The sequence below is a fragment of the Mesorhizobium sp. M0077 genome, assembly GCF_040322955.1.
GTDB lineage: Bacteria > Pseudomonadota > Alphaproteobacteria > Rhizobiales > Rhizobiaceae > Mesorhizobium.
Map to the genome: position 1 here is coordinate 646,920 of NZ_JAMYUL010000001.1, position 18,524 is coordinate 665,443.

Genomic DNA, 18,524 nt, shown 5'->3' on the forward strand with positions numbered 1-18,524 from the left:
GAGGTCGAAGTAAGGCGGCTGAGCCGAATCAACTGAGGTCGCGCGCTTCATGCGCGCTCTTGACCATGGTTTCATGACGCGCGGATGAAGGTGGTTTTTGGCCGAGCCCGACTTCCAGATCATGCTTTGGTCAGGCGGGCACTTTGATCACCGCCCGCAGGCCGCCGAGCGGGCTGTCTTCCAGCATGATGTCGCCGCCATGGCTGCGGGCAATATCGCGGGCGATAGAGAGACCAAGGCCGGTGCCGCTGGCGTCGAGGTTGCGCGCCTCGTCGAGCCGCACGAACGGTTTGAACACGTCCTCGCGCTTTTCCGGCGGGATGCCCGGACCGTCATCGTCGATGGTGACGACGAGTGAGCCGCGGCCGTGATCGGCGCTGATCTCCACCGTCTTGGCATAGCGCAAGGCATTGCCGGCGACATTGGACAACAGCCGGGCGAAAGCGTGCGGGCGCACATGCACGTCCGGATCACCGGCAAGCACGGTCGATAGCTTGCGCTTGTGCAGCGACGCCTCCTCGCCGAGCTTTTGGAAATAGGCCTCGAGATCGAAATGGCCGGCATCTTCCGACGCTTCGCCGCGGGCAAAAGCGATATAGCCTTCCAGCATCGACTGCATGTCGTCGATGTCCTGGTTGAGCGCGGCCTTGGTCTCGGGCTTGCCGCCGGCCAGCGCCAGCTGCAGCTTGAAGCGGGTGAGGATGGTTCTGAGATCGTGGCTGACGCCGGTCAGCATGGCGGTGCGCTGTTCCAGCTGGCGTTCGATGCGCTCGCGCATCTGGATGAAGGCAAAGCCGGCCCGGCGAACCTCCTCGGCGCCGCGTGGGCGGAAATCGCGCGGCATCGGCCGGCCCTTGCCGAAGCTTTCGGCGGCCTCGGCCAGAGACAGGATCGGCCGGATCTGGTTGCGAAGGAAGGGGATGGCAATCGTCAGCAGCACCAGTGACGTCCCGACCATCCAGATCAGGAAGATGTGGGTGTTGGAGGCATAGGCCTGGCTGCGGCGCACGAAGACGCGCAGCACCTTGCCCTCGAGCTGGATGCGGACCTCGACGATGTTGGAATTGCCGACCGTGTCGATCCAGAACGGGCGGTTGATCTGGCGGGTGATCTCGGTGGAAAGGACGTCGTCAAGGATCGAGAAGAAGGGCTTGGGTCCAGGCGCCGGCAACGGGTCGGGCGGCAAGAGGTCGACCTTCAACTGCATGCGGTCCTGGGCGATGCGGATGATGTTCGCGTAGTCGCCATCGTGCGGATAGGTCTCGATCATGTCGATGATCGCGGCGATGTCGCGCACGGTGGCCTGCGACAGGCGCTGCGTCACGGTTGCCCAGTGGCGTTCCATGAAGTCGAAGGCGACGACCGACTGCAGAAGGATCATCGGCGCGATGACGATGATCAGCGAGCGGGCATAAAGCCGCTTGGGCATATAGAACGCAACCAGCCGCCAGAACCGCTTCCAGGCACGCGGCATTGCTTTCAGCGCGCGTGATACGCGCGCGCCAAAGCCGCCCTGTTCCGGCCGTTCCAGTTGCGTGGTCGCCATTTGTCCTTTCGCTGGGTCAATGGCCGCTGGTCGATGCCGCTGGTCGATGGCCACACATCTATGGCCAAGGGCGGCCGTCAGCGGCATTCTATTCCACGCTGAGCCGATACCCAATACCGCGCACCGTCTGCAGCCAGACCGGATTGGACGGATCGCGCTCGATCTTGCGGCGCAGGCGGTTGATCTGGACGTCGATGGTGCGCTCGCCGACTTCCGAATCGTCGCCGACAAGCTCGTGACGCGGGATCGTTTCGCCGGCCCGCGCGGCAAAGATCGCCAAGATCTCCTGCTCGCGGTCGGTCAGCTTCAGCGCCTCGCCGCCCCGCTTCAGCTCGCGCCTGGCGATCTGGAAGGTGTAGGGGCCGAAGACCAGCTGCTCGACCTTGGGCGTCGTCGCCGGGCCGCCGCGGCGCAGAATGTTATTGATGCGCAGGATCAGTTCGCGCGGGTCGAAGGGCTTGGGCAGATAGTCGTCGGCGCCGGCCTCGAGCCCAGTGATGCGGCTGTCGGTTTCCGATAGCGCGGTGAGCATCAGGATCGGTACGTTCTTCTCCGCCCGCAGCGCCTTGGTGAGGTCGACGCCGGTCTCTCCGGGCATCATGACGTCGAGGACAAGGAGGTCGAAGTCGAGTCCTGCAAGCTTTCGCCTGGCCTCGCCGGCATTTCCGGCGACTGTGACGCGAAAACCATTTTCGGTCAGATACTGCTTGAGCAAATTGCGAATGCGGGTGTCGTCGTCGACCACAAGCAGATGCGGCGCGTCATCGTCCGGCGCCGTCGGCTGGTCCACCCTCTCAATGGTCTCCATGGCTTTTCCCTGACATGTTTGCAGGCACAATGTCGATCTGCGCCCTTAGTTCCGGATTGACCATGGCTTCCAGGAATCGTTCGATCAAGGGACGCTCGCTGGCTCCGGAATCTTCCAATGCAGCACGGATGCGGCGTGACTGTGGCCGCGCCAGGGCCAGCGCCAGGGCGCGCCCCTTGGCTGTCGGATAGAGCTCCCGCTGGCGGCGGTCGCGCGGACCCTGCAATTGCACGATATGGTCGGTGTCGATCAACTGCTTGAGCACCCGCGCCAGGCTCTGCTTGGTGATCTTGAGCACGTCGAGCAGTTCAGCGACCGTCAGTCCCGGCCGGCGGTTGACGAAATGCAGCACCCGGTGATGGGCGCGGCCAAAGCCGTAATCGGCCAGGATCTGGTCCGGATCGGAAGTGAAATCGCGATACGCAAAGAAGAACAGTTCGATGATGGCGAAGTCGATGCCGTCCTCGTCGGTGATCGGCGTCTTGATCGGTTTTCCGGCAGCTGGGCTTCGATCCGTCATCATTTCTCCGTCCATAGAGGGAAATTATGTCAGTACTATTGACGTAATTTCCCCGCAATGGTAATTTTTGACAAGCTTTTCGGCTGAATGCGAACGAAAAGGCAAGGGAGTGCGGTTTTTCCGGAACTTCCTGAGTTTGCCAGAGTTCGATTCTCCGCTTACGCTTCAAGGGCCGCCCGACGCGGCTGTCGCGCAACAAGAACAACACTAATGATGTGCGGGTCGCCGCCCGCGGGAGGTTTCCATGGCATCCGTTCCCTTCGACCAACTGGACGGCTTCATCTGGATCAACGGCGAGTTCGTCAAATGGGCCGATGCCAAGATCCACGTGCTGACCCACGGCCTGCACTATGCCAGCGCCGTCTTCGAGGGCGAGCGCGCCTATGGCGGCGCCATCTTCAAGCTCAACGAGCACACCGAGCGTCTGCATGAATCGGCGCGCCTGCTCGGCTTCAATATTCCCTATTCCGTGGCCGAGCTCAATGACGCCTCGACCACGCTTCTGAAGAAGCAGGGTTTCCAGGACGCCTATGTCAGGCCGATCGCCTGGCGCGGCAGCGAACAGATGGGGGTGTCGGCGCAGAACAGCCGCATCAACTGCGCCATCGCCATCTGGCAATGGCCGAGCTATTTCGACCCGGCGCAGAAGCTTAAGGGCATCCGTCTCGATCTGGCGGAATGGCGCCGGCCCGATCCGCGCACCGCGCCGTCGAAGTCGAAAGCCGCCGGCCTCTACATGATCTGCACCATGTCCAAGCATGCCGCCGAGGCCAAGGGCTATGCCGATGCCATGATGCTCGACTGGCGCGGCCAGGTCGCCGAAGCAACGGGCGCCAACATCTTCTTCGTCAAGGATGGCAAGATCCACACGCCGAAGCCCGATTGCTTCCTCGACGGCATCACCCGCCGCACCGTCATCGGCCTCGCCAAGGACCGCGGCCTTGAAGTCGTCGAGCGCGCCATCATGCCTGAGGAACTCGAAGGCTTCGAACAGTGCTTCCTCACCGGAACGGCAGCGGAAGTGACGCCGGTCTCCGAGATCGGTCCGTACCGATTCGAGGTCGGCGAGATCGCCAAGACTTTGATGAACGACTATTCTGCTGCGGTGCAACCTAAGCATGCGATAGCCGCAGAATAACGAAAGTCACAGCTTTTTTCGCAAGCAGGGGCGGTTTTGAGGCCGGCCCCTTTATTTCAGCATCTGTGCATTTGACTTTCGTATAATTCAGCGTCTCATGATGGTGTCGGCCCGGGAGGCTGGCAGCTATGGAGGGACTAGGTACATGGATACGAATACGCTCATTGCGCTCGTTGTACAGGTAATTGCAGGTGTTGTCGGTGGTCAGGCGGTCGGCGTTGCGCTGAAGAATGCGGCGATGGGCCAGCTGACCAAAATCATCGGTGGCGCCGTTGGCGGCGTCGGCGGCGCGGCGATCCTCGGCAGCCTGCTCGGCGGCACGGCCGACCCGGCAGCGGCTGCCACGGCAGCGGGCGGATTGGGTGATACGCTGAACCTCAAAAACCTGCTCGGCGGCGCCGGCGGCGGCGCCATCCTGACCGGCATCATCGGTGCGGTCATGGGCGCGATGAAGAAGTAAGCCTCTAGATCATTCACCGTTTCACGGCGAATGATCTAGTTTGTTGTTTTACGCAATTCCGGACGGAAAACCGCTTTACACTTTTCCTGGAATTGCCCGAGACTCAGGCTTCGTCAAATGGGCGGCCGTTGGGCCGCCCATTTCTGTTTGGGACGGACTGTTTGCCTTTCAGCAGTGGACGGCCTTCGCCCACGCCTCTACATCACTCTGGACCAGCGAAAGGACAATCATGGGTCAGCTCAATGCCGGCATCGTGCCGGTCACGCCTTTCCAGCAGAACTGCACCATCCTGTTCGACATGGATGACAAGCATGGCGTCGTCGTCGATCCGGGCGGCGACATCGACAAGGTGCTGGCGGTGCTGAAGGACAATGCGATCACCGCCGCTGCGATCTGGATCACCCATGGCCACATCGATCACGCCGGCGGCGCCATGGAGCTGAAGGAAGCACTCGGCATCGAGATCATCGGCCCGCACGAAGCCGACAAGCTATTGCTCGACAATCTCGAGAACCAGGGCCAGCGCTACGGCATTGCCGGGGCGCGCAACTGCGTGCCCGACCGGTTTCTCACAGAGGGCGAGACGGTTTCGTTCGGCTCACATATGTTCGAGGTGCTGCACTGCCCCGGCCATGCGCCCGGCCATGTCGTATACTACAATCGCGCGGCGAAGTTCGCTCATGTCGGCGACGTGCTGTTTCGCGGCTCGGTCGGGCGCACCGACCTGCCGGGCGGCGACCATGCGGCGCTGATCGCCTCGATCAAGGACAAGCTTTTGCCGCTCGGCGACGAGATCGGCTTCATCTGCGGCCACGGCCCGGGTGGCCGCTTTGGCGAGGAAAGGCGGACCAATCCCTTCCTGACTTAGCGATGTCTTTCTGCCAACAAAAAAAGCGCTGGCCTTGCGGTCAGCGCTTTTTTTGGGGCAGGGAAGCCTCAATTCGCGACGCAGAAATGCTGCTCACCGTCATTGCCGGTGAACGTGCCGCTGCGGGCATTGAAGCTCCGGTAGCGGTCCGAGCAGTATTCGTACCAATCGCGGGTCCACGGCTCGGCATAGCGGTCGGCATAGACGACCCGCGGTTCGGCATAGTAACGGCGCACCGGCGCCGGCCGCACTTCGCGATAGTCATAGTCGTCGTCATAGCTGCTGTAGCGCGGCTGCGGGTTGCTCAGCGCACCGGCGATCAGAGCGCCGGCCGCAAGGCCGACGACACCGGCCGCAAGCGCGTCGCCATTATGATGACGACCATGGCCATGATGCCAGCGGTTCCAGTCCTTGGCATTGGCGGCAGGCAAGGTGGCGAGGGTGGTCGCGGCGAGAGCGGCGCCCAGGATGGCGGTCTTGAAAATGCGATTCATTTTGGTCTCCTTCGTGCCGGCCCGGATAGTTTTCGGGGATGCGGTCCAGCCTAGGGGACGATTAATAGAAGACCGTGGCTGAACGGGGGCTGAACGGAATTGGCTGATACGATCCAGTTCTTGCGGCAAAACCAAGCGCGTACGCAAGGCGCTCCGCCTCGTCAATCTCCGTCCGGACTGTCTTGAGCCGGCTTAGCCGACCGACAGGTTGACGGCCTTCGGACCCTTGCCGCGCTTGTCCGGCTCGGTGTCGAATGTCACTTTCTGTCCATCCTCCAGACCGGAAAGACCCGAAGCCTGCACGGCCGAAATATGAACGAAGACATCCTTCTGCCCGTCGTCGGGCGTAATGAAGCCGAAGCCTTTGGCATGATTGAAGAATTTGACAGTGCCGGTCTGCGGCATGGGAAGCTCCCTTTGATCCCATAAAGTCCAGTTTCGGGCCGGCAAATGCCCGAAGGGAAATTTGTCCTTTATTTTAGCGCTATCGGCAAGAGAAAGTTTTGGCCAGGGCGGCAACGCTGAAGGCTGGTCAAATAGATTGTTGCACCGAAGGCAATTCGCGCCAGACGATTGCTCCGGCGATCAGCCACGCCATGGACCGGTAGAGCGTCCTTTGCCTGCGGCGACGGCGGACATGAAAAAGGCGCGACCAGAAACGTCGCGCCTTCGAAACTCTGGACGGCTCTGACAGAGCCGGTTCAAACACGCTTGAGTGCTTTTTTGCGCGCCCCTGACGGGCGCGCGGGCACCGCCGGTTCAGGCCGCGCGGAGGTTGACCGCCTTCGGACCCTTGCCCATGCGGTCGGGTTCAACGTCGAAGGTGACCTTCTGGCCGTCGACGAGGGTACGCAGGCCCGAGGCCTCGATCGCGGAAATGTGGACGAACACATCCTTGGCGCCGCCGTCGGGCGTGATGAAGCCGAAGCCTTTGGTCGCGTTGAAGAATTTAACGGTGCCGGTCTGGGCCATTGGGGAAACTCCTTCACCCGTGTCAGTCTTATGGTTTGCCCGCCGCCTGGCATCGTGGGCAAGTCCCGGTGGTTGCTTCGGCAGTCCTGCATTCGCGCATGGTAAAACCCCCCGCCGAAAACGGGGCCGTCAGAGATTCACAGTATCGGGGAAAGGTCGTCCAAAACGTTCCGCTCTCCGGGTCGCAAATGCCCGAACACAAAATTTATCGCACGGAAACGTGATAGTTGCAAGATAGCGCCGCGGGCCGCGTCCATCGACGCATCCCAACGAAGGCGCTTCGATAAACCTGGGTTCTTAAGAGTTCATCAGCCAGAGCCCGGCCACGCATGGTCCAGCGGTCTGGTCCAGGCCAAACCAATGCGCGGGCCGGGCATCGCATGGCTCCCGCGCCGCAAACGGGGGTTGCATTTGGCAAGGGAATGGCGAGGATCGACAGGCGCGTTTTGCGCCGGGGACGGGGGTCTCGAGGGAGGCATATTCATGAGATTTCTTGCGACGATCTTCTCGCGCCAGGGTTTTACTATTCTCTTCCTGTCGGGTCTTCTTGCGGCCTGCACCGTCGTCGTCGATGACGGGCCGGGACCACGTCCGCGCCCGCCACGGCCGGAACCGGAATTCTGCACCAGGCAATACGAGCCGGTCTGCGCGCGGCACCACGGTGACCGCCAGACCTTCGCCAATGCCTGCCTTGCCGAACGGGAAGGCTACCGCATCGTTCGCGACGGCCCTTGCCGCGACGGCGGCGGTGGTGGCGGTGGTGGCGGCGAAGAGCCGACATTCTGCACGCGCGAATACGCCCCGGTCTGCGCCCGCCGCCATGGCGAGCTGCGCACCTTTCCCAACGCCTGCGAGGCCCGTGCCGCCGACTACCGCGTCGTCGAGGACGGCCCCTGCTGATTTTCCTTCTCCCCTGTCGGGTGAGTCCGCCGGAGGCGAATTCACCGTCCCACTGGCACGATAAAAGGCGGCGAATGCCGGGACCCTGCGAAGCAGCGGGGACCGGGCGGGTGGACCGGACCACCCTTGGTCCTTCGCAGGCTCAGGGCGTTCGAAACTCGAAAAGCCAACAATTGGCTTTTCGTCTGCTGCGCGGACCGCTTCTCACCCCCAAGGGAGAAGGCAAGGTCGCGGATCGGAGTGGTTGCCTACGCCGAATACGCCCCGTCGGCCGGGCCGGCATAAAGCTCTGCGCCGTCCTCGTCGCAAATGCGCAGACGGTCGGGGATCTGCGGCATGGCGAGGCTGTGGAACAGCGCGGTGGCGCCCTGCAGGGCGGCGCGCAGGTTCGGCGCGTCCAGCGATACCTTGTCGAGCGTGGCTTCGTCGACGTCGCGCGAGCGGCTCGACGAAGAACGTCAAGCAAGCCTCCGTTGTAGAGTTTTGCGCGAGATCGTCAGTCCGAGATCGTCAGTCCATTGCCGGCAGGTGCGCCAGGCGCGCCCTGCCTGGTCAGCCCTTCGACTTCGGCTTCAGGCTGCTCTCTGCTTGCTTGACCGAGGAACCGAACGGGGAGGCGGCCTTGGCCACCACCTTGTCTTTCTTGGGCTTGCGCGTTTCGCGATTGCTGCGCTGCTGACCCTTGGCCATCTGTCTGCTCCTTCGTACGTGCTGGGTGGGTGCGGTGTCAGACGGCCGGGCTGTCGGGGACAGCCGGGGCGTCCGCCACTTCGAGGTTGTCTTCCGTGGTGACCCGCTCATAGGTCTCCTGCTCGCTGCGGATGCGATATTGCGGCGAGCCATCCTTGACCGGCAATCTGCTCTTGATCTGAAACAGCTCGGCGGTCTTCTGGGCGAGCCCGCTGCGGCTCTTCATGCGCACGGTCTGGCCGATGGCGAAGAGGTGCGAGGGCGTGTCGGTGCGCGGACGCGCATTCTGCTGGAAGCGGATCATGCTGCGTTCTCCTGGTCGCGCCTCAGCGCTGTTTCGAGTTCGAGGTAGTCGATGGCGACAAGCTGGCTGGTGGCCGGGTTCTTCACCGCCCTTGCCGGCAAATGGATGAAGGTGGCGACGCGACGCCAGGCAAGCCGCGACATGCCCTCGATCAGCTCTTCGTCGTGATCGATGTCATAGTCGCCGGCCGGCAGTTGCCCTTCCAGCCCGCTAAGCACGAAGGGTGCCGCGAAATGGGCGATGGAACGGGTGGTGCGATCCGGCATTGGCTTGGCTCTGGTTCGTCGATGCTTTCCGGCATCAACCGGGACCTCAACCATCGGCGATTGGAATGAGTTTGGCGGGTCGAGTATCTCCGACGCCGCTATATGCCAAGCTTGACCCAAAAAACGATCTCAGATCAATAATCCGAAATTGTTGGTTATTCAAGCTGATTTCCGCCACGGCTCGACCGGTATCAAAAAAATGTCGTATAAACCCCTAATAAATCTGCTATCGTGGAACAATATCAGCCAATTTCTTATTTAGAGAGCACCGGAATAATTATTCCGGTGCCCCTAAGATTATTTTTTACGAAAGGCAAAAATATATGAGATTCATGAAAACGCCGGATCGTCCGACCGCAACAATCGAGCCAATCGTCCTCTTCCCAAAGGCAATATCAGTGCGCCTGACGATAAGAAGCGACGAAGCGGCACGGCGCAAGATTGCCGACACCGACGGCACGCTACGGCGGGAGCGCCGGCTCGCCGAGAGCCACCGGCTGATTTGAACGCTACATTTTCCTGGAATTCCTCTAGAGTTTCGAAGAGGTCCGCGCCCTTGGCGAGCCCACTCTTCCCTTGAACCTGCAGCGCCGATGGCCTAGATCGCGGCAAGCGGACAAAACACGGCAGGTTTCCCATCAACAGAGATCAGAGAAGAGCGGCGGGTGCTGGAGCTGGCGGACAGGCGCCGCTGGGCCTCGACCAATATGTGCAGCAGGCGCTGCAGCTGCATCAGGCCGGGCGCCGGCAGGAGGCCGAGACGCTGTACCGGCAGGTGCTGGCGCGCAAGGCCAATCACCCGGCAGCGGCGCATTTCCTGGGCCTGTTGCTGCACCAGACCGGGCGCAGCCCCGAAGGGCTGGAGCTGATCGAGCAGTCTGTGCGTCTGCAGCCGAAGAATCCCGATTTCCTCAACAATCTCGGCACGGTGATGCGCGATCTCGGCCGCGTTGCCGCGTCCGCCGATTTCTTCCGCGGCGCGGTCGATCTCAAGCCCGACCAGCTCGCGGCACGCGACAATCTGGGTTCGGCGTTGAAACAGCTCGGCCAGTTCGAGGCTGCGGAGGACATCTATCGCGGCACAATCGGGCGCAATCCCTTCCATGTCCGCGCCCGCATCGGGCTTGCCGAAACGTTGCAGGAAGCCGGTCGTCTGGATGAGGCGCTGGCGACCTTTCGCGAGGCGCTGACGATCCGGCCCAAGGATGCCGACCTGTTGCATGGGCTCGGCGTCGGGCTGATGGAAAAAGGCAAGCTCGATGAAGCGGCAGACCTGTTTCGGCAGGCGTTGGCGATCACGCCAGGCATGGCAAAGGCCTGGCTGATGCTGACGCAGGTCAAGCGCCAGAAGGAGCGCGACGCCGAACTCGCCGGCATGGAGGCCCAGCATGCCAAGGCGCCGGCCGACAGCCTGGCACGCATGCAGCTGTCCTTCGGTCTCGGCAAGGCCAATGACGATTTGAAGGACTATAACAGGGCCTTCGACTATTTCGCTGAAGGCAATGCGATCCGCCGCAAGGGCATCGATTATGATCCGGTCAGGACGCGGGCCGAATTCGAGGCGATGAAGACGGTGTTCAACGCCGGCTTTTTCGAAAAGCACAAGCCAAGTGCAATCTCCGACGACACGCCGATTTTCGTCGTCGGCATGCCGCGCTCCGGCACCACGCTGGTCGAACAGATCATCGCCAGCCATCCACAAGTCTATGGCGCGGGCGAGCTCAGCATGTTGAAAACCGCGGTCGGCAAGCAATTTCCGCTGACCATGCCGGGAGGTTTCCCCTGGGGACTGGTCGATGTATCCGACGCGGAGTTTGCGGAGGCGGGCCAAGCCTATCTCGACATGCTGCATGAGCGCTATCCCAACTTCAGGCATGTCACCGACAAGATGCCCGGCAACTTCCTGCTCATCGGCTTCATCCATATGATGCTGCCGAAAGCCAAGATCATCCATTGCGCGCGCGATGCGGCGGCGACCTGCCTTTCGATCTACAAAGTGCATTTCCGCGGCGACAACCACCGCTACGGCTATGATCTGGGCGAGCTCGCCGATTTCCACAACATCTACACCGACATCATGGCGCATTGGCACGATGTTCTGCCGGGCGTCGTCCATGACGTGCGTTACGAGGATTTCGTGGCCGACCAGGAGGGACAGACGCGGGCGCTGATCGGGCATCTCGGCCTGTCCTGGGACGACAAGGCGCTGTCGTTCCACGAGACCGACCGCCCGGTGCGCACGGCCTCGGCCGCGCAGGTGCGCCAGCCGATGTATCAGGGCTCGGTCGATCTCTGGAAGCGCTATGGCGACAGGTTGAAGCCGCTGCTGGACAAGCTGGACTGAGCAGCGGCTAAAGCTCGATGAAGGGCTGGAAGCCGCCGAAGATCATGCGCTTCATATCGAAGGGCATGGGCCCCAAATCGGGTGTCAAACGGGGATCGGCCATAACCTTGGCCATTACCGCGTCGCGGCTTTGCCTGGACGAATAGACGGCCCAAGCAAAGACGACGATCTCGTCGTCTTTTGCCTGAACGGCACGCGGAAATGAGGTCAACTCACCATAGGGCACGTCGTCGGCGATACATTCGACATAGGCGAGCGCTCCGTGTTCCTTCCATATCGGGCCTGCGAGGTTGGCCAGCTTCTTGTAGTCATCGATATTTGCCTTCGGCACGGCGAGCACGAAACCATCGACATAGGACATCAGGTTCTCCTTGGAGTATCTCACAAAGCTCCTTACCGGCGTCAGCCGGTGAGGAGCTTTGTCAGCGGTGGTCAGTCTTTCTTCGCCGGCGCGTTCATCGCCCATTCGACCCCGAAGGGATCGCGCATGTTGCCCCACTGGTCGCCCCAGAACATCAGCTGCAGCGGCACTGCGACTTCGCAGCCGGCATCGACCGCGCGCTTCCACCAGCCATCGATCTCGTCGGCGCCGAGATGGAGCTGCATGGTATAGCCCTGCGGCTTGACGGCAGGCATGCCGTTTTCGGGGTAGAAATCGGAAATCATCAGCGTCGAGCCGTTGATGTGGAGATGGATGTGCATGGTGCGGCCCTGCTCATCGGGCGGATAGAAGAACACCTGCTCGGCGCCGAAGGCCTTCTTGTAGAATTCGGCGGCCTTGAAGGCGCCGTCCAGCTGCAGATAGGGGGTCAATCCACCGAGAACTTTCGCGGCCGGCTGAATGGGGGTCTGGTCGGTCATGTCTTGTTCCTCTTTGGGTTTGGTCTGGGCGCTTGGTCTGGCCTTTGCGAACCTCAGGACGAACGAGGCGGCGGCAATCCTACATGTCTGATGCGATTTTTTGGGCCGATGCGATTTTTGGGGTGAAATGAACTTGCGTCGGCGGCGCCCAATCAGAGCGCAATCCTCGGTATGAGCAGGCTAGAAAAGGGGACTGCTCCTTCAACCCCGCTGAGACGACAATGATCCTCTATTACCAGACCCATTCGCCCTTTGCGCGCAAAGCGCTCGTCTTCGCCCATGAGGTCGGGCTTGCCGGCCGGCTCGAGGTCATTCATCACGAGACCAGCCCGACCTTGCGCAATGCCCGTGTCTACGCCGAAAACCCGCTCGGCAAGGTGCCGGTGCTGCTGCGGCCGGATGCGCCGCCGCTCTTCGATTCCGATGTCATCTGCGCCTATCTCGATACGCTGCATGACGGCCGCAAATTGCTGCCGCCAGATGGCGAGGCGCGCTGGCAGGCGTTGCGGCTGCAGGCGGTCGCCCAAGGCCTGGCGCAGACGGGCATAGGCCTGCGCTGGGAGACGGAAAGGCGGCCCGAACAGTTGCGCTATGCGGCGCTTGCCGAAGGCTACCGGGAAAAAATCGAGGCCAGCTATGACTGGATCGAAAGCGCGCTGGACGACGAGACATCGCTCCATATCGGCCATATAGCGCTTGCCACCACGCTGTCGTGGATGGCGTTCCGCCAGCTGCCGTCCTTTCGCGCGCGGGCGCGGCTGACGCGCTGGTTCGAGGCGTTCGAAAAGCGCCGATCGATGCAGGCGACGCCGCTGTCTGGCGATACGCATGACTGAGCAACGGTCGCCCCGCGGCGGCCTGCATCGATCTTTCCCGACCGCATGGTCAGGGCGCCCTGCAGATCCGCGGGCCGTTTTGCGCGTCGATGAGGATTTCCGGCCAGCCGATATCCTTGCGCAGTTCGATCGGCAGGGCCAGAAGCTCGCGCTCGCTGCGATAGCGGGCGCGGTTCTGTGCGTAACGGGCGGCGACGCGGCCTATGGATGACAGGATGGACATGATGCGTTCTCCTCAGATGAAGCCGGCATCATCGTGTCGGCATCCCAAGGACGCAGCAGGTTCAGGCGATCCGACAGAGCGCTGAAAATATTCTGGGAGATGTGAAACCATGGGCCGCAACACAGTGCGGCCCATGGTGGTAGTTCCTCAGCCCGCCGTTTCAGCCACTGAGCGGAAGAAATCCTCGGGGTCTTCGACTTCGGTCAGCTTCCGCTTGTCGATCAGCCAGAAGCGGTTGCCGATGGCGCGGATGAAGGAACGGTCGTGCGAGGCGAGCACACAGCTCGCCTGGTGCTTGAGCAGTTCCTCCTCCAGCGCTTCCTGGCCGTCGATGTCGAGATGGTTGGTCGGCTCGTCGAGCAGGTAGAAGTTGGGGTTGGCGAGTCTCAGCGCCAGCATCATCAGCCGCGCCTTCTGGCCGCCGGACAGCACGCCGATCTTCTTCTCCTGCATCTCAATGACAACGCCGGCGCCGGCAAGCAGCGAACGGGCGCGCTGCTCGCCGACATCGTAGCGGCGCGAGACCATGGCCAGCGGCGTGTCGTCGCCACTGATGCCGGCCAGCGCCTGGTCGCTGTAACCGAGCACCGTCGACGGCGTCACTTTGACGTTCGGCACCGTGTCAGGCTCGGAGATGGCATTGCGGATCAGGTTGACGAAACGCGACTTGCCGACGCCGTTGCGGCCGAGCAGCACGATGCGATCGCCCTGGCAGATGTGGCGCTTGCCGGTCTTGAACAGCAGCATGCCGTCCGGCGTTTCCACCCTGGCGTCGTCCAGCGTAATCAGCATCTTGGCATGGGTGCCGCGGTTGGCCAGCCGGATCGCGCCGGCTGATTTCTCGCGATGCGCCGATACCGCGTCGTCTTCCAGCTTCTCCGCCCGTTCCCTGAGTTGCTTGGTCTTCACCGTCAAAAGGTCGCTGCCGGAATTGATGCCGATGTTGTTGAGCTTGGCGGCCTGCTTGCGCAGTTGCTGCGCCACCTTCATGTCGCGCTCGAACCGGCGCGCCGTCGAAGCGTCCAGGTCGTCGAGCGCTTGCCTCGCCCTGGAATAGGGCAGTGCAAACACCGGCGAGTCCTCCGGGCGCAAGAACAGCGTGCGGTTGGTGACGGCGTCGAGAAAGGCGCGGTCGTGACTGGCGATGACCACCGGCACCTCGCGAGGCAGCGCGTTCAGCCAGCTTTCCAGCTGGCTGATCTTGGCGAGGTCGAGATGGTTGGTGGGCTCGTCGAGCAAAAGCACATCGGGGTCGGTGACCCAGACGCGGGCAATCAGCGCCAGCCGCTGCCATCCGCCGCTCAGCGCCTGCATCGGCCGTTCGCGCATCGGCTCGGGCACGTCGAGCGAATCCAGCACCACATCGACGCGCCACATCTCGCTGTCGGCCTGCTCGGCCGGCAAGGCATCGGCCACCACCTGATGGAAGCTGCGGCTAAGAAGGGCAGGCGGAACCGACTGCTCGACATGGCCGACACGCAGGCCGCGCGTGCGAGAAATGTCGCCCGAGGTCGGCTCCAGCGCGCCGGTCAGGCATTTAAGCAAGGTCGACTTGCCGCGGCCATTGGCGGCGACGATGCCGAGCCGGTCGCCGGCGCCGATGGTGAGGTCGAGATTGGAAAACAGCGGCGCACTCATGGTGACGCCGAGGGATTTGAGGCTGATCAGGGCCATTGCGATTTCTCTGGTCTCGCCGGAGACAACTCCGGATGCACTTTGACGGTGTGCTTGCCGGCCATCAGGCTCAGCTTTGCGCACCACGAAAGGCAGACCAAAAAATCGAAACGGGAAAACCCGTAATGTCCCTGGTCAACCCTGCAAGCGAACTCGCAGGGCAGAAATCGGGCCACGCTGATGATGGTGATCGATAGACACGCAGCCCTCCTTTCAAGACAAAACTTTGAGTGTGTGGAGCGATTACACCAAAGGCGGGGGTGGAGGCAAGTGGGCGACGGATGCGGCGGTGGTGGAGCGCTCTTTCCTTCTCCCACAAGTGGAGAAGGAAAGAGGTGCTATTTCCCCGGCCGTCCCGTCTTGCCCGGCCGGCGCTTTTCGCGGCGGGCGTCGCCTGGGTCTTCGTAGGAGCCGATGCCGGCGCGCTGGCGAACGAATGGCTTTGGGGAATCGTCGCGTTCCTTCGCGCCCCCCTCTGCCCTGCCGGGCATCTCCTCCACTCGGGGGGAGATTGGCTGGGGCTTGGCCGGCACTTTCCCTTCGACCGGCTTTTCCGTGCGCCGCACGGTCATCTCGTCGAGCGAATTCTTCTTGAACAGTGGCTTGGTGGCGCCGCCCGGAATGCCGAAGTCGGAGCCGTGCGCTTCCTGCGCCGACTGTTTCTTGAACAGCGAGCGCGACACCGCGCCTGACGGTGTCGGCATGTCGGTACCAGGCCCCATATCGTCGATCGACGGCTTGGCAAATAGCGGTTTCTTCACCGGCACGGCGCCCTCGGCACCCATCTCGTCGAGCGCCGGCTTGCGGAAGAGGTTGGACCGGGCAGCCCTGGCCGCCTCTTCAGCCGCGCGTGCGTCGTCGAACTTGCGGAAACGCTCCTGTTCCTCAGCCGTACGGTGCTTGGCCACGCCCTTGTTGTGCTTGCCCTTCTCGCGGCCCGAGACCGGGCTTTCCATGTCAGCGTATTTGGCCAGCGGGTCTTCCGAGATGGACAGTTCCATCTCGCGCAGCCGCTTGATCTCGTCACGGATGCGGGCGGCCTTCTCGAAGTCGAGATTGGCGGCGGCGTCGCGCATCTGCTTTTCCATGGCGTCGAGATGGGCCTTCAGATTGTTGCCCATCATCGCGCCGGCGCCGTCGGTGAACTGCGAGATGTCGGCGCGGACATGGTCCTTCTCGTAGACCGAGTCCAGAATGTCGGAGATGCGCGACTTCACCGATTCCGGGGTGATGCCGTTGGCCGCGTTCCATTCCATCTGCTTTTCGCGGCGGCGGTTGGTCTCGGCCATCGCCCGCTCCATCGAGCCGGTGACCTGGTCGGCATAGAGGATGACCTTGCCGTCGACGTTGCGGGCGGCGCGGCCGATGGTCTGGATCAGCGACGTCTCGGAGCGCAGAAAGCCCTCCTTGTCGGCGTCGAGGATGGCGACGAAACCGCATTCGGGAATGTCGAGGCCTTCGCGCAGCAGGTTGATGCCGACCAGCACGTCGAAAGCGCCGAGGCGGAGATCGCGCAGAATCTCGATGCGCTCCAGCGTGTCGATGTCGGAGTGCATGTAGCGAACGCGCACGCCTTGCTCATGCAAATATTCGGTCAGGTCTTCGGCCATGCGCTTGGTCAAAACGGTGACCAGCGTGCGGTAGCCGGCGGCCGTGGTGTCGCGGATTTCGCCGACGACATCGTCGACCTGGCTTTTCGCCGGGCGGACTTCGACCGGCGGATCGATCAGGCCGGTCGGGCGGATGACCTGCTCGGCGAACACGCCGCCGGCCTGTTCCATCTCCCAGGCGCCGGGTGTCGCAGAAACCGCGACGGAGAGCGGTCGCATGGCGTCCCATTCCTCGAAGCGCAGCGGACGGTTGTCCATGCAGGAGGGCAGGCGAAAACCATACTCCGCCAGCGTCGCCTTGCGCCGAAAGTCGCCACGATACATGCCGCCGATCTGCGGCACGGTGACGTGGCTTTCGTCGATGAAGACCAGCGCATTGTCCGGGATATATTCGAACAAAGTCGGCGGCGGATCGCCCGGCTGGCGTCCCGTGAGATAGCGCGAATAGTTCTCGATGCCGGCGCAGGAGCCGGTGGCTTCCAGCATCTCAAGATCGAAGCGGCAGCGCTGTTCGAGCCGCTGTGCCTCCAGCAGGCGGCCGGCGCGCTCGAGCTCGACCAGCCGGTGCTTGAGCTCCTCCTTGATCGACTTGATCGCCTGGTTGAGCGTTGGACGCGGCGTCACATAGTGCGAGTTGGCGTAGATCTTGACGCTCTTCAGCTCGCCGGTCTTCTGGCCGGTGAGCGGATCGAATTCGGTGATCGCCTCGATCTCGTCGCCGAACATCGAGATGCGCCAGGCGCGGTCCTCAAGGTGCGCCGGGAAGATTTCGATCGTGTCCCCGCGCACGCGGAACGAGCCGCGCACGAAATTGATGTCCTGGCGCTTGTACTGCTGGGCGACGAGGTCGGCGAGCAGCGCCCGCTGGTCGAGCCGATCGCCGATCTGCATCTGGAAGGTCATCGCCGTGTAGGTCTCGACCGAGCCGATACCGTAGATGCAGGACACCGAGGCGACGATGATGACGTCGTCGCGCTCGAGCAGCGAACGCGTCGCCGAATGGCGCATGCGGTCGATCTGCTCGTTGATCGAGGATTCCTTCTCGATGAAAGTGTCGGTGCGCGGAACGTAGGCTTCCGGTTGGTAGTAGTCGTAATAGGAGACGAAATACTCCACCGCATTGTCTGGGAAGAATTTCTTGAACTCGGAATAGAGCTGCGCGGCCAGCGTTTTGTTGGGCGCCAGGATCAAGGCAGGGCGCTGCGTCTGCTCGATCACCTTGGCCATGGTGAAGGTTTTGCCGGAGCCGGTGACGCCGAGCAGTACCTGGGTGCGGTCATTGTTATCGACGCCCTCGACAAGATCCTTGATGGCGGTCGGCTGGTCGCCGGCCGGCTCGAAATCCGACACCATCTTGATAGCGATGCCGCCTTCGGATTTTTCCGGGCGGGCAGGGCGGTGCGGCGTCCACAGCACGCCGTCCTTGTGCAGCGGGTTGCCGGATTCGATCAGCGCCGACAGCGCCGCGACCGTCGCGGTGACGCTGCCCGAGGCCATCGTCTCGGCGTCTTCCAGCGAGATGTCGAGACCGGCGACCGGGTTGAGGCCGGCGGCGGTGCGCTCGCGCGCCGTTGCCGCGCCACCCATCGAGGTCCCGCGCGAACTGCGGCCGGGCGCAGCGGACCGCTCCGGGATCTTCTTCGCGGACCTTGGTGATTTGCCATCGCCCTTACCGGTGAGACGGCCTTCCTTCTCGGCCTCCTGCTCGATCTGCTCGGCCCAGTCGGCAATCGAGCCGCTCAGCGGCGTGCCGGTGAAGTCAGCCTGCGGCGCCTCGGCGAAGCCACCCTTGTGCAAGGGCTCCGAAGCATCGAGGAAATCGGTCAACGGGCTGCGCCGCTTGGGCAGCGAAGCGCTGTTGTCACCCGCCGGAGACGGTGTCTTTTTCTCGGGAAGTTTGGCCATGCCCCAAATATGGGCAGAGTCCGCCAAAATGGAAAGAGTGCAGTGGCAAGGGACACTAAGCGGGTCGAAGCTCCTGACACAAGGGTGTCAGGAGCTGTGTCACGC

Annotated in this window: 20 protein-coding genes and 2 pseudogenes; 8 read left to right on the top strand and 14 right to left on the bottom strand. The window is 62.5% G+C overall.

What is annotated here, in order from left to right; translation table 11 throughout:
* Positions 1 to 130 precede the first annotated feature (130 nt).
* The 3 genes from NKJ57_RS03120 to NKJ57_RS03130 form a co-directional block, all read right to left on the bottom strand.
* Complete coding sequence (locus NKJ57_RS03120) at positions 131 to 1,546, bottom strand: ATP-binding protein (protein WP_023672026.1); 1,416 nt, start codon at positions 1,544 to 1,546, stop codon at positions 131 to 133.
* A gap of 88 nt (positions 1,547 to 1,634) precedes the next feature.
* On the bottom strand, positions 1,635 to 2,354 hold the full coding sequence (locus NKJ57_RS03125; RefSeq protein ID WP_023672025.1) for a response regulator: 720 nt from the start codon (positions 2,352 to 2,354) through the stop codon (positions 1,635 to 1,637).
* Complete coding sequence (locus NKJ57_RS03130; RefSeq protein WP_023683723.1) at positions 2,341 to 2,874, bottom strand: MarR family winged helix-turn-helix transcriptional regulator; 534 nt, start codon at positions 2,872 to 2,874, stop codon at positions 2,341 to 2,343. The genes NKJ57_RS03125 and NKJ57_RS03130 overlap by 14 nt, the downstream gene beginning before the upstream one ends.
* 244 nt (positions 2,875 to 3,118) lie before the next feature.
* Between NKJ57_RS03130 and NKJ57_RS03135 the strand changes: the two genes are divergently transcribed.
* The 3 genes from NKJ57_RS03135 to NKJ57_RS03145 all read left to right on the top strand — a co-directional run bounded on the left by NKJ57_RS03135 (position 3,119) and on the right by NKJ57_RS03145 (position 5,340).
* The gene (locus NKJ57_RS03135) at positions 3,119 to 4,012 is read left to right on the top strand and encodes a branched-chain amino acid aminotransferase (RefSeq protein WP_023672023.1); all 894 of its coding nucleotides are present in this window, start codon (positions 3,119 to 3,121) and stop codon (positions 4,010 to 4,012) included.
* 145 nt (positions 4,013 to 4,157) lie between these two features.
* The gene (locus NKJ57_RS03140; RefSeq protein WP_023686110.1) at positions 4,158 to 4,472 is read left to right on the top strand and encodes a hypothetical protein; all 315 of its coding nucleotides are present in this window, start codon (positions 4,158 to 4,160) and stop codon (positions 4,470 to 4,472) included.
* 229 nt (positions 4,473 to 4,701) lie between these two features.
* On the top strand, positions 4,702 to 5,340 hold the full coding sequence (locus NKJ57_RS03145; RefSeq protein ID WP_352510485.1) for an MBL fold metallo-hydrolase: 639 nt from the start codon (positions 4,702 to 4,704) through the stop codon (positions 5,338 to 5,340).
* Between the two features lie 68 nt (positions 5,341 to 5,408).
* On the opposite strand, the gene NKJ57_RS03150 is transcribed toward NKJ57_RS03145, so the two are convergent.
* From NKJ57_RS03150 to NKJ57_RS03160, 3 genes are all read right to left on the bottom strand, one after another.
* A complete protein-coding gene (locus NKJ57_RS03150; protein WP_023672020.1) occupies positions 5,409 to 5,834 on the bottom strand; it encodes a BA14K family protein in 426 nt (141 codons plus the stop codon).
* A gap of 192 nt (positions 5,835 to 6,026) precedes the next feature.
* On the bottom strand, positions 6,027 to 6,239 hold the full coding sequence (locus NKJ57_RS03155; protein WP_023672019.1) for a cold-shock protein: 213 nt from the start codon (positions 6,237 to 6,239) through the stop codon (positions 6,027 to 6,029).
* A 354-nt stretch (positions 6,240 to 6,593) separates the two neighbouring features.
* Complete coding sequence (locus tag NKJ57_RS03160; protein ID WP_006202520.1) at positions 6,594 to 6,806, bottom strand: cold-shock protein; 213 nt, start codon at positions 6,804 to 6,806, stop codon at positions 6,594 to 6,596.
* A gap of 483 nt (positions 6,807 to 7,289) precedes the next feature.
* Between NKJ57_RS03160 and NKJ57_RS03165 the strand changes: the two genes are divergently transcribed.
* Positions 7,290 to 7,706, top strand: a complete 417-nt coding sequence (locus NKJ57_RS03165; RefSeq protein ID WP_352510486.1) for a Kazal-type serine protease inhibitor domain-containing protein — start codon at positions 7,290 to 7,292, stop codon at positions 7,704 to 7,706.
* Positions 7,707 to 8,258: 552 nt separating this feature from the next.
* On the opposite strand, the gene NKJ57_RS03170 is transcribed toward NKJ57_RS03165, so the two are convergent.
* The 3 genes from NKJ57_RS03170 to NKJ57_RS03180 are packed head-to-tail and all read right to left on the bottom strand — an operon-like array spanning position 8,259 to position 8,966.
* Positions 8,259 to 8,396 carry a hypothetical protein gene (locus NKJ57_RS03170; RefSeq protein WP_023683725.1) on the bottom strand — a complete coding sequence of 46 codons (138 nt, stop codon included), beginning with the start codon at positions 8,394 to 8,396 and terminating at the stop codon, positions 8,259 to 8,261.
* Between the two features lie 37 nt (positions 8,397 to 8,433).
* Positions 8,434 to 8,700, bottom strand: coding sequence for a hypothetical protein (locus NKJ57_RS03175; protein ID WP_023711156.1), 267 nt, complete (start codon positions 8,698 to 8,700; stop codon positions 8,434 to 8,436).
* On the bottom strand, positions 8,697 to 8,966 hold the full coding sequence (locus NKJ57_RS03180; RefSeq protein WP_023701590.1) for a hypothetical protein: 270 nt from the start codon (positions 8,964 to 8,966) through the stop codon (positions 8,697 to 8,699). The genes NKJ57_RS03175 and NKJ57_RS03180 overlap by 4 nt, the downstream gene beginning before the upstream one ends.
* 323 nt (positions 8,967 to 9,289) lie before the next feature.
* Here NKJ57_RS03180 and NKJ57_RS03185 point away from each other — a divergent pair, with 323 nt between their 5' ends.
* Together NKJ57_RS03185 and NKJ57_RS03190 are read left to right on the top strand one after the other, a co-directional pair.
* Entirely contained in the window at positions 9,290 to 9,472 is a 183-nt protein-coding gene (locus tag NKJ57_RS03185; protein WP_023728228.1) for a hypothetical protein, read from the top strand.
* 203 nt (positions 9,473 to 9,675) lie between these two features.
* Positions 9,676 to 11,310, top strand: a complete 1,635-nt coding sequence (locus NKJ57_RS03190) for a tetratricopeptide repeat-containing sulfotransferase family protein (protein ID WP_023724948.1) — start codon at positions 9,676 to 9,678, stop codon at positions 11,308 to 11,310.
* A 7-nt stretch (positions 11,311 to 11,317) separates the two neighbouring features.
* On the opposite strand, the pseudogene NKJ57_RS03195 reads toward NKJ57_RS03190, so the two are convergent.
* Positions 11,318 to 11,656 (bottom strand): annotated as a pseudogene (locus tag NKJ57_RS03195) (DUF1428 domain-containing protein); the annotation flags it as partial.
* On the opposite strand from NKJ57_RS03195, the pseudogene NKJ57_RS03200 reads away from it, so the two are divergent.
* Positions 11,594 to 11,740, top strand: a pseudogene (locus NKJ57_RS03200) (hypothetical protein); the annotation flags it as partial. The pseudogenes NKJ57_RS03195 and NKJ57_RS03200 overlap by 63 nt on opposite strands.
* A gap of 2 nt (positions 11,741 to 11,742) precedes the next feature.
* Here the strand turns inward: NKJ57_RS03200 and NKJ57_RS03205 are convergent.
* Entirely contained in the window at positions 11,743 to 12,171 is a 429-nt protein-coding gene (locus tag NKJ57_RS03205; protein ID WP_023705894.1) for a VOC family protein, read from the bottom strand.
* A 221-nt stretch (positions 12,172 to 12,392) separates the two neighbouring features.
* Here NKJ57_RS03205 and NKJ57_RS03210 point away from each other — a divergent pair, with 221 nt between their 5' ends.
* Complete coding sequence (locus NKJ57_RS03210) at positions 12,393 to 13,007, top strand: glutathione S-transferase family protein (RefSeq protein ID WP_352510487.1); 615 nt, start codon at positions 12,393 to 12,395, stop codon at positions 13,005 to 13,007.
* A gap of 49 nt (positions 13,008 to 13,056) precedes the next feature.
* Here NKJ57_RS03210 and NKJ57_RS03215 read toward each other — a convergent pair whose 3' ends face one another.
* From NKJ57_RS03215 to uvrB, 3 genes are all read right to left on the bottom strand, one after another.
* Positions 13,057 to 13,230 carry a hypothetical protein gene (locus NKJ57_RS03215; protein ID WP_023672009.1) on the bottom strand — a complete coding sequence of 58 codons (174 nt, stop codon included), beginning with the start codon at positions 13,228 to 13,230 and terminating at the stop codon, positions 13,057 to 13,059.
* A 147-nt stretch (positions 13,231 to 13,377) separates the two neighbouring features.
* A complete protein-coding gene (locus NKJ57_RS03220; protein ID WP_352510488.1) occupies positions 13,378 to 14,904 on the bottom strand; it encodes an ABC-F family ATP-binding cassette domain-containing protein in 1,527 nt (508 codons plus the stop codon).
* A 338-nt stretch (positions 14,905 to 15,242) separates the two neighbouring features.
* The gene (gene uvrB, locus NKJ57_RS03225) at positions 15,243 to 18,419 is read right to left on the bottom strand and encodes an excinuclease ABC subunit UvrB (protein ID WP_023821589.1); all 3,177 of its coding nucleotides are present in this window, start codon (positions 18,417 to 18,419) and stop codon (positions 15,243 to 15,245) included.
* Positions 18,420 to 18,524 lie beyond the last annotated feature (105 nt).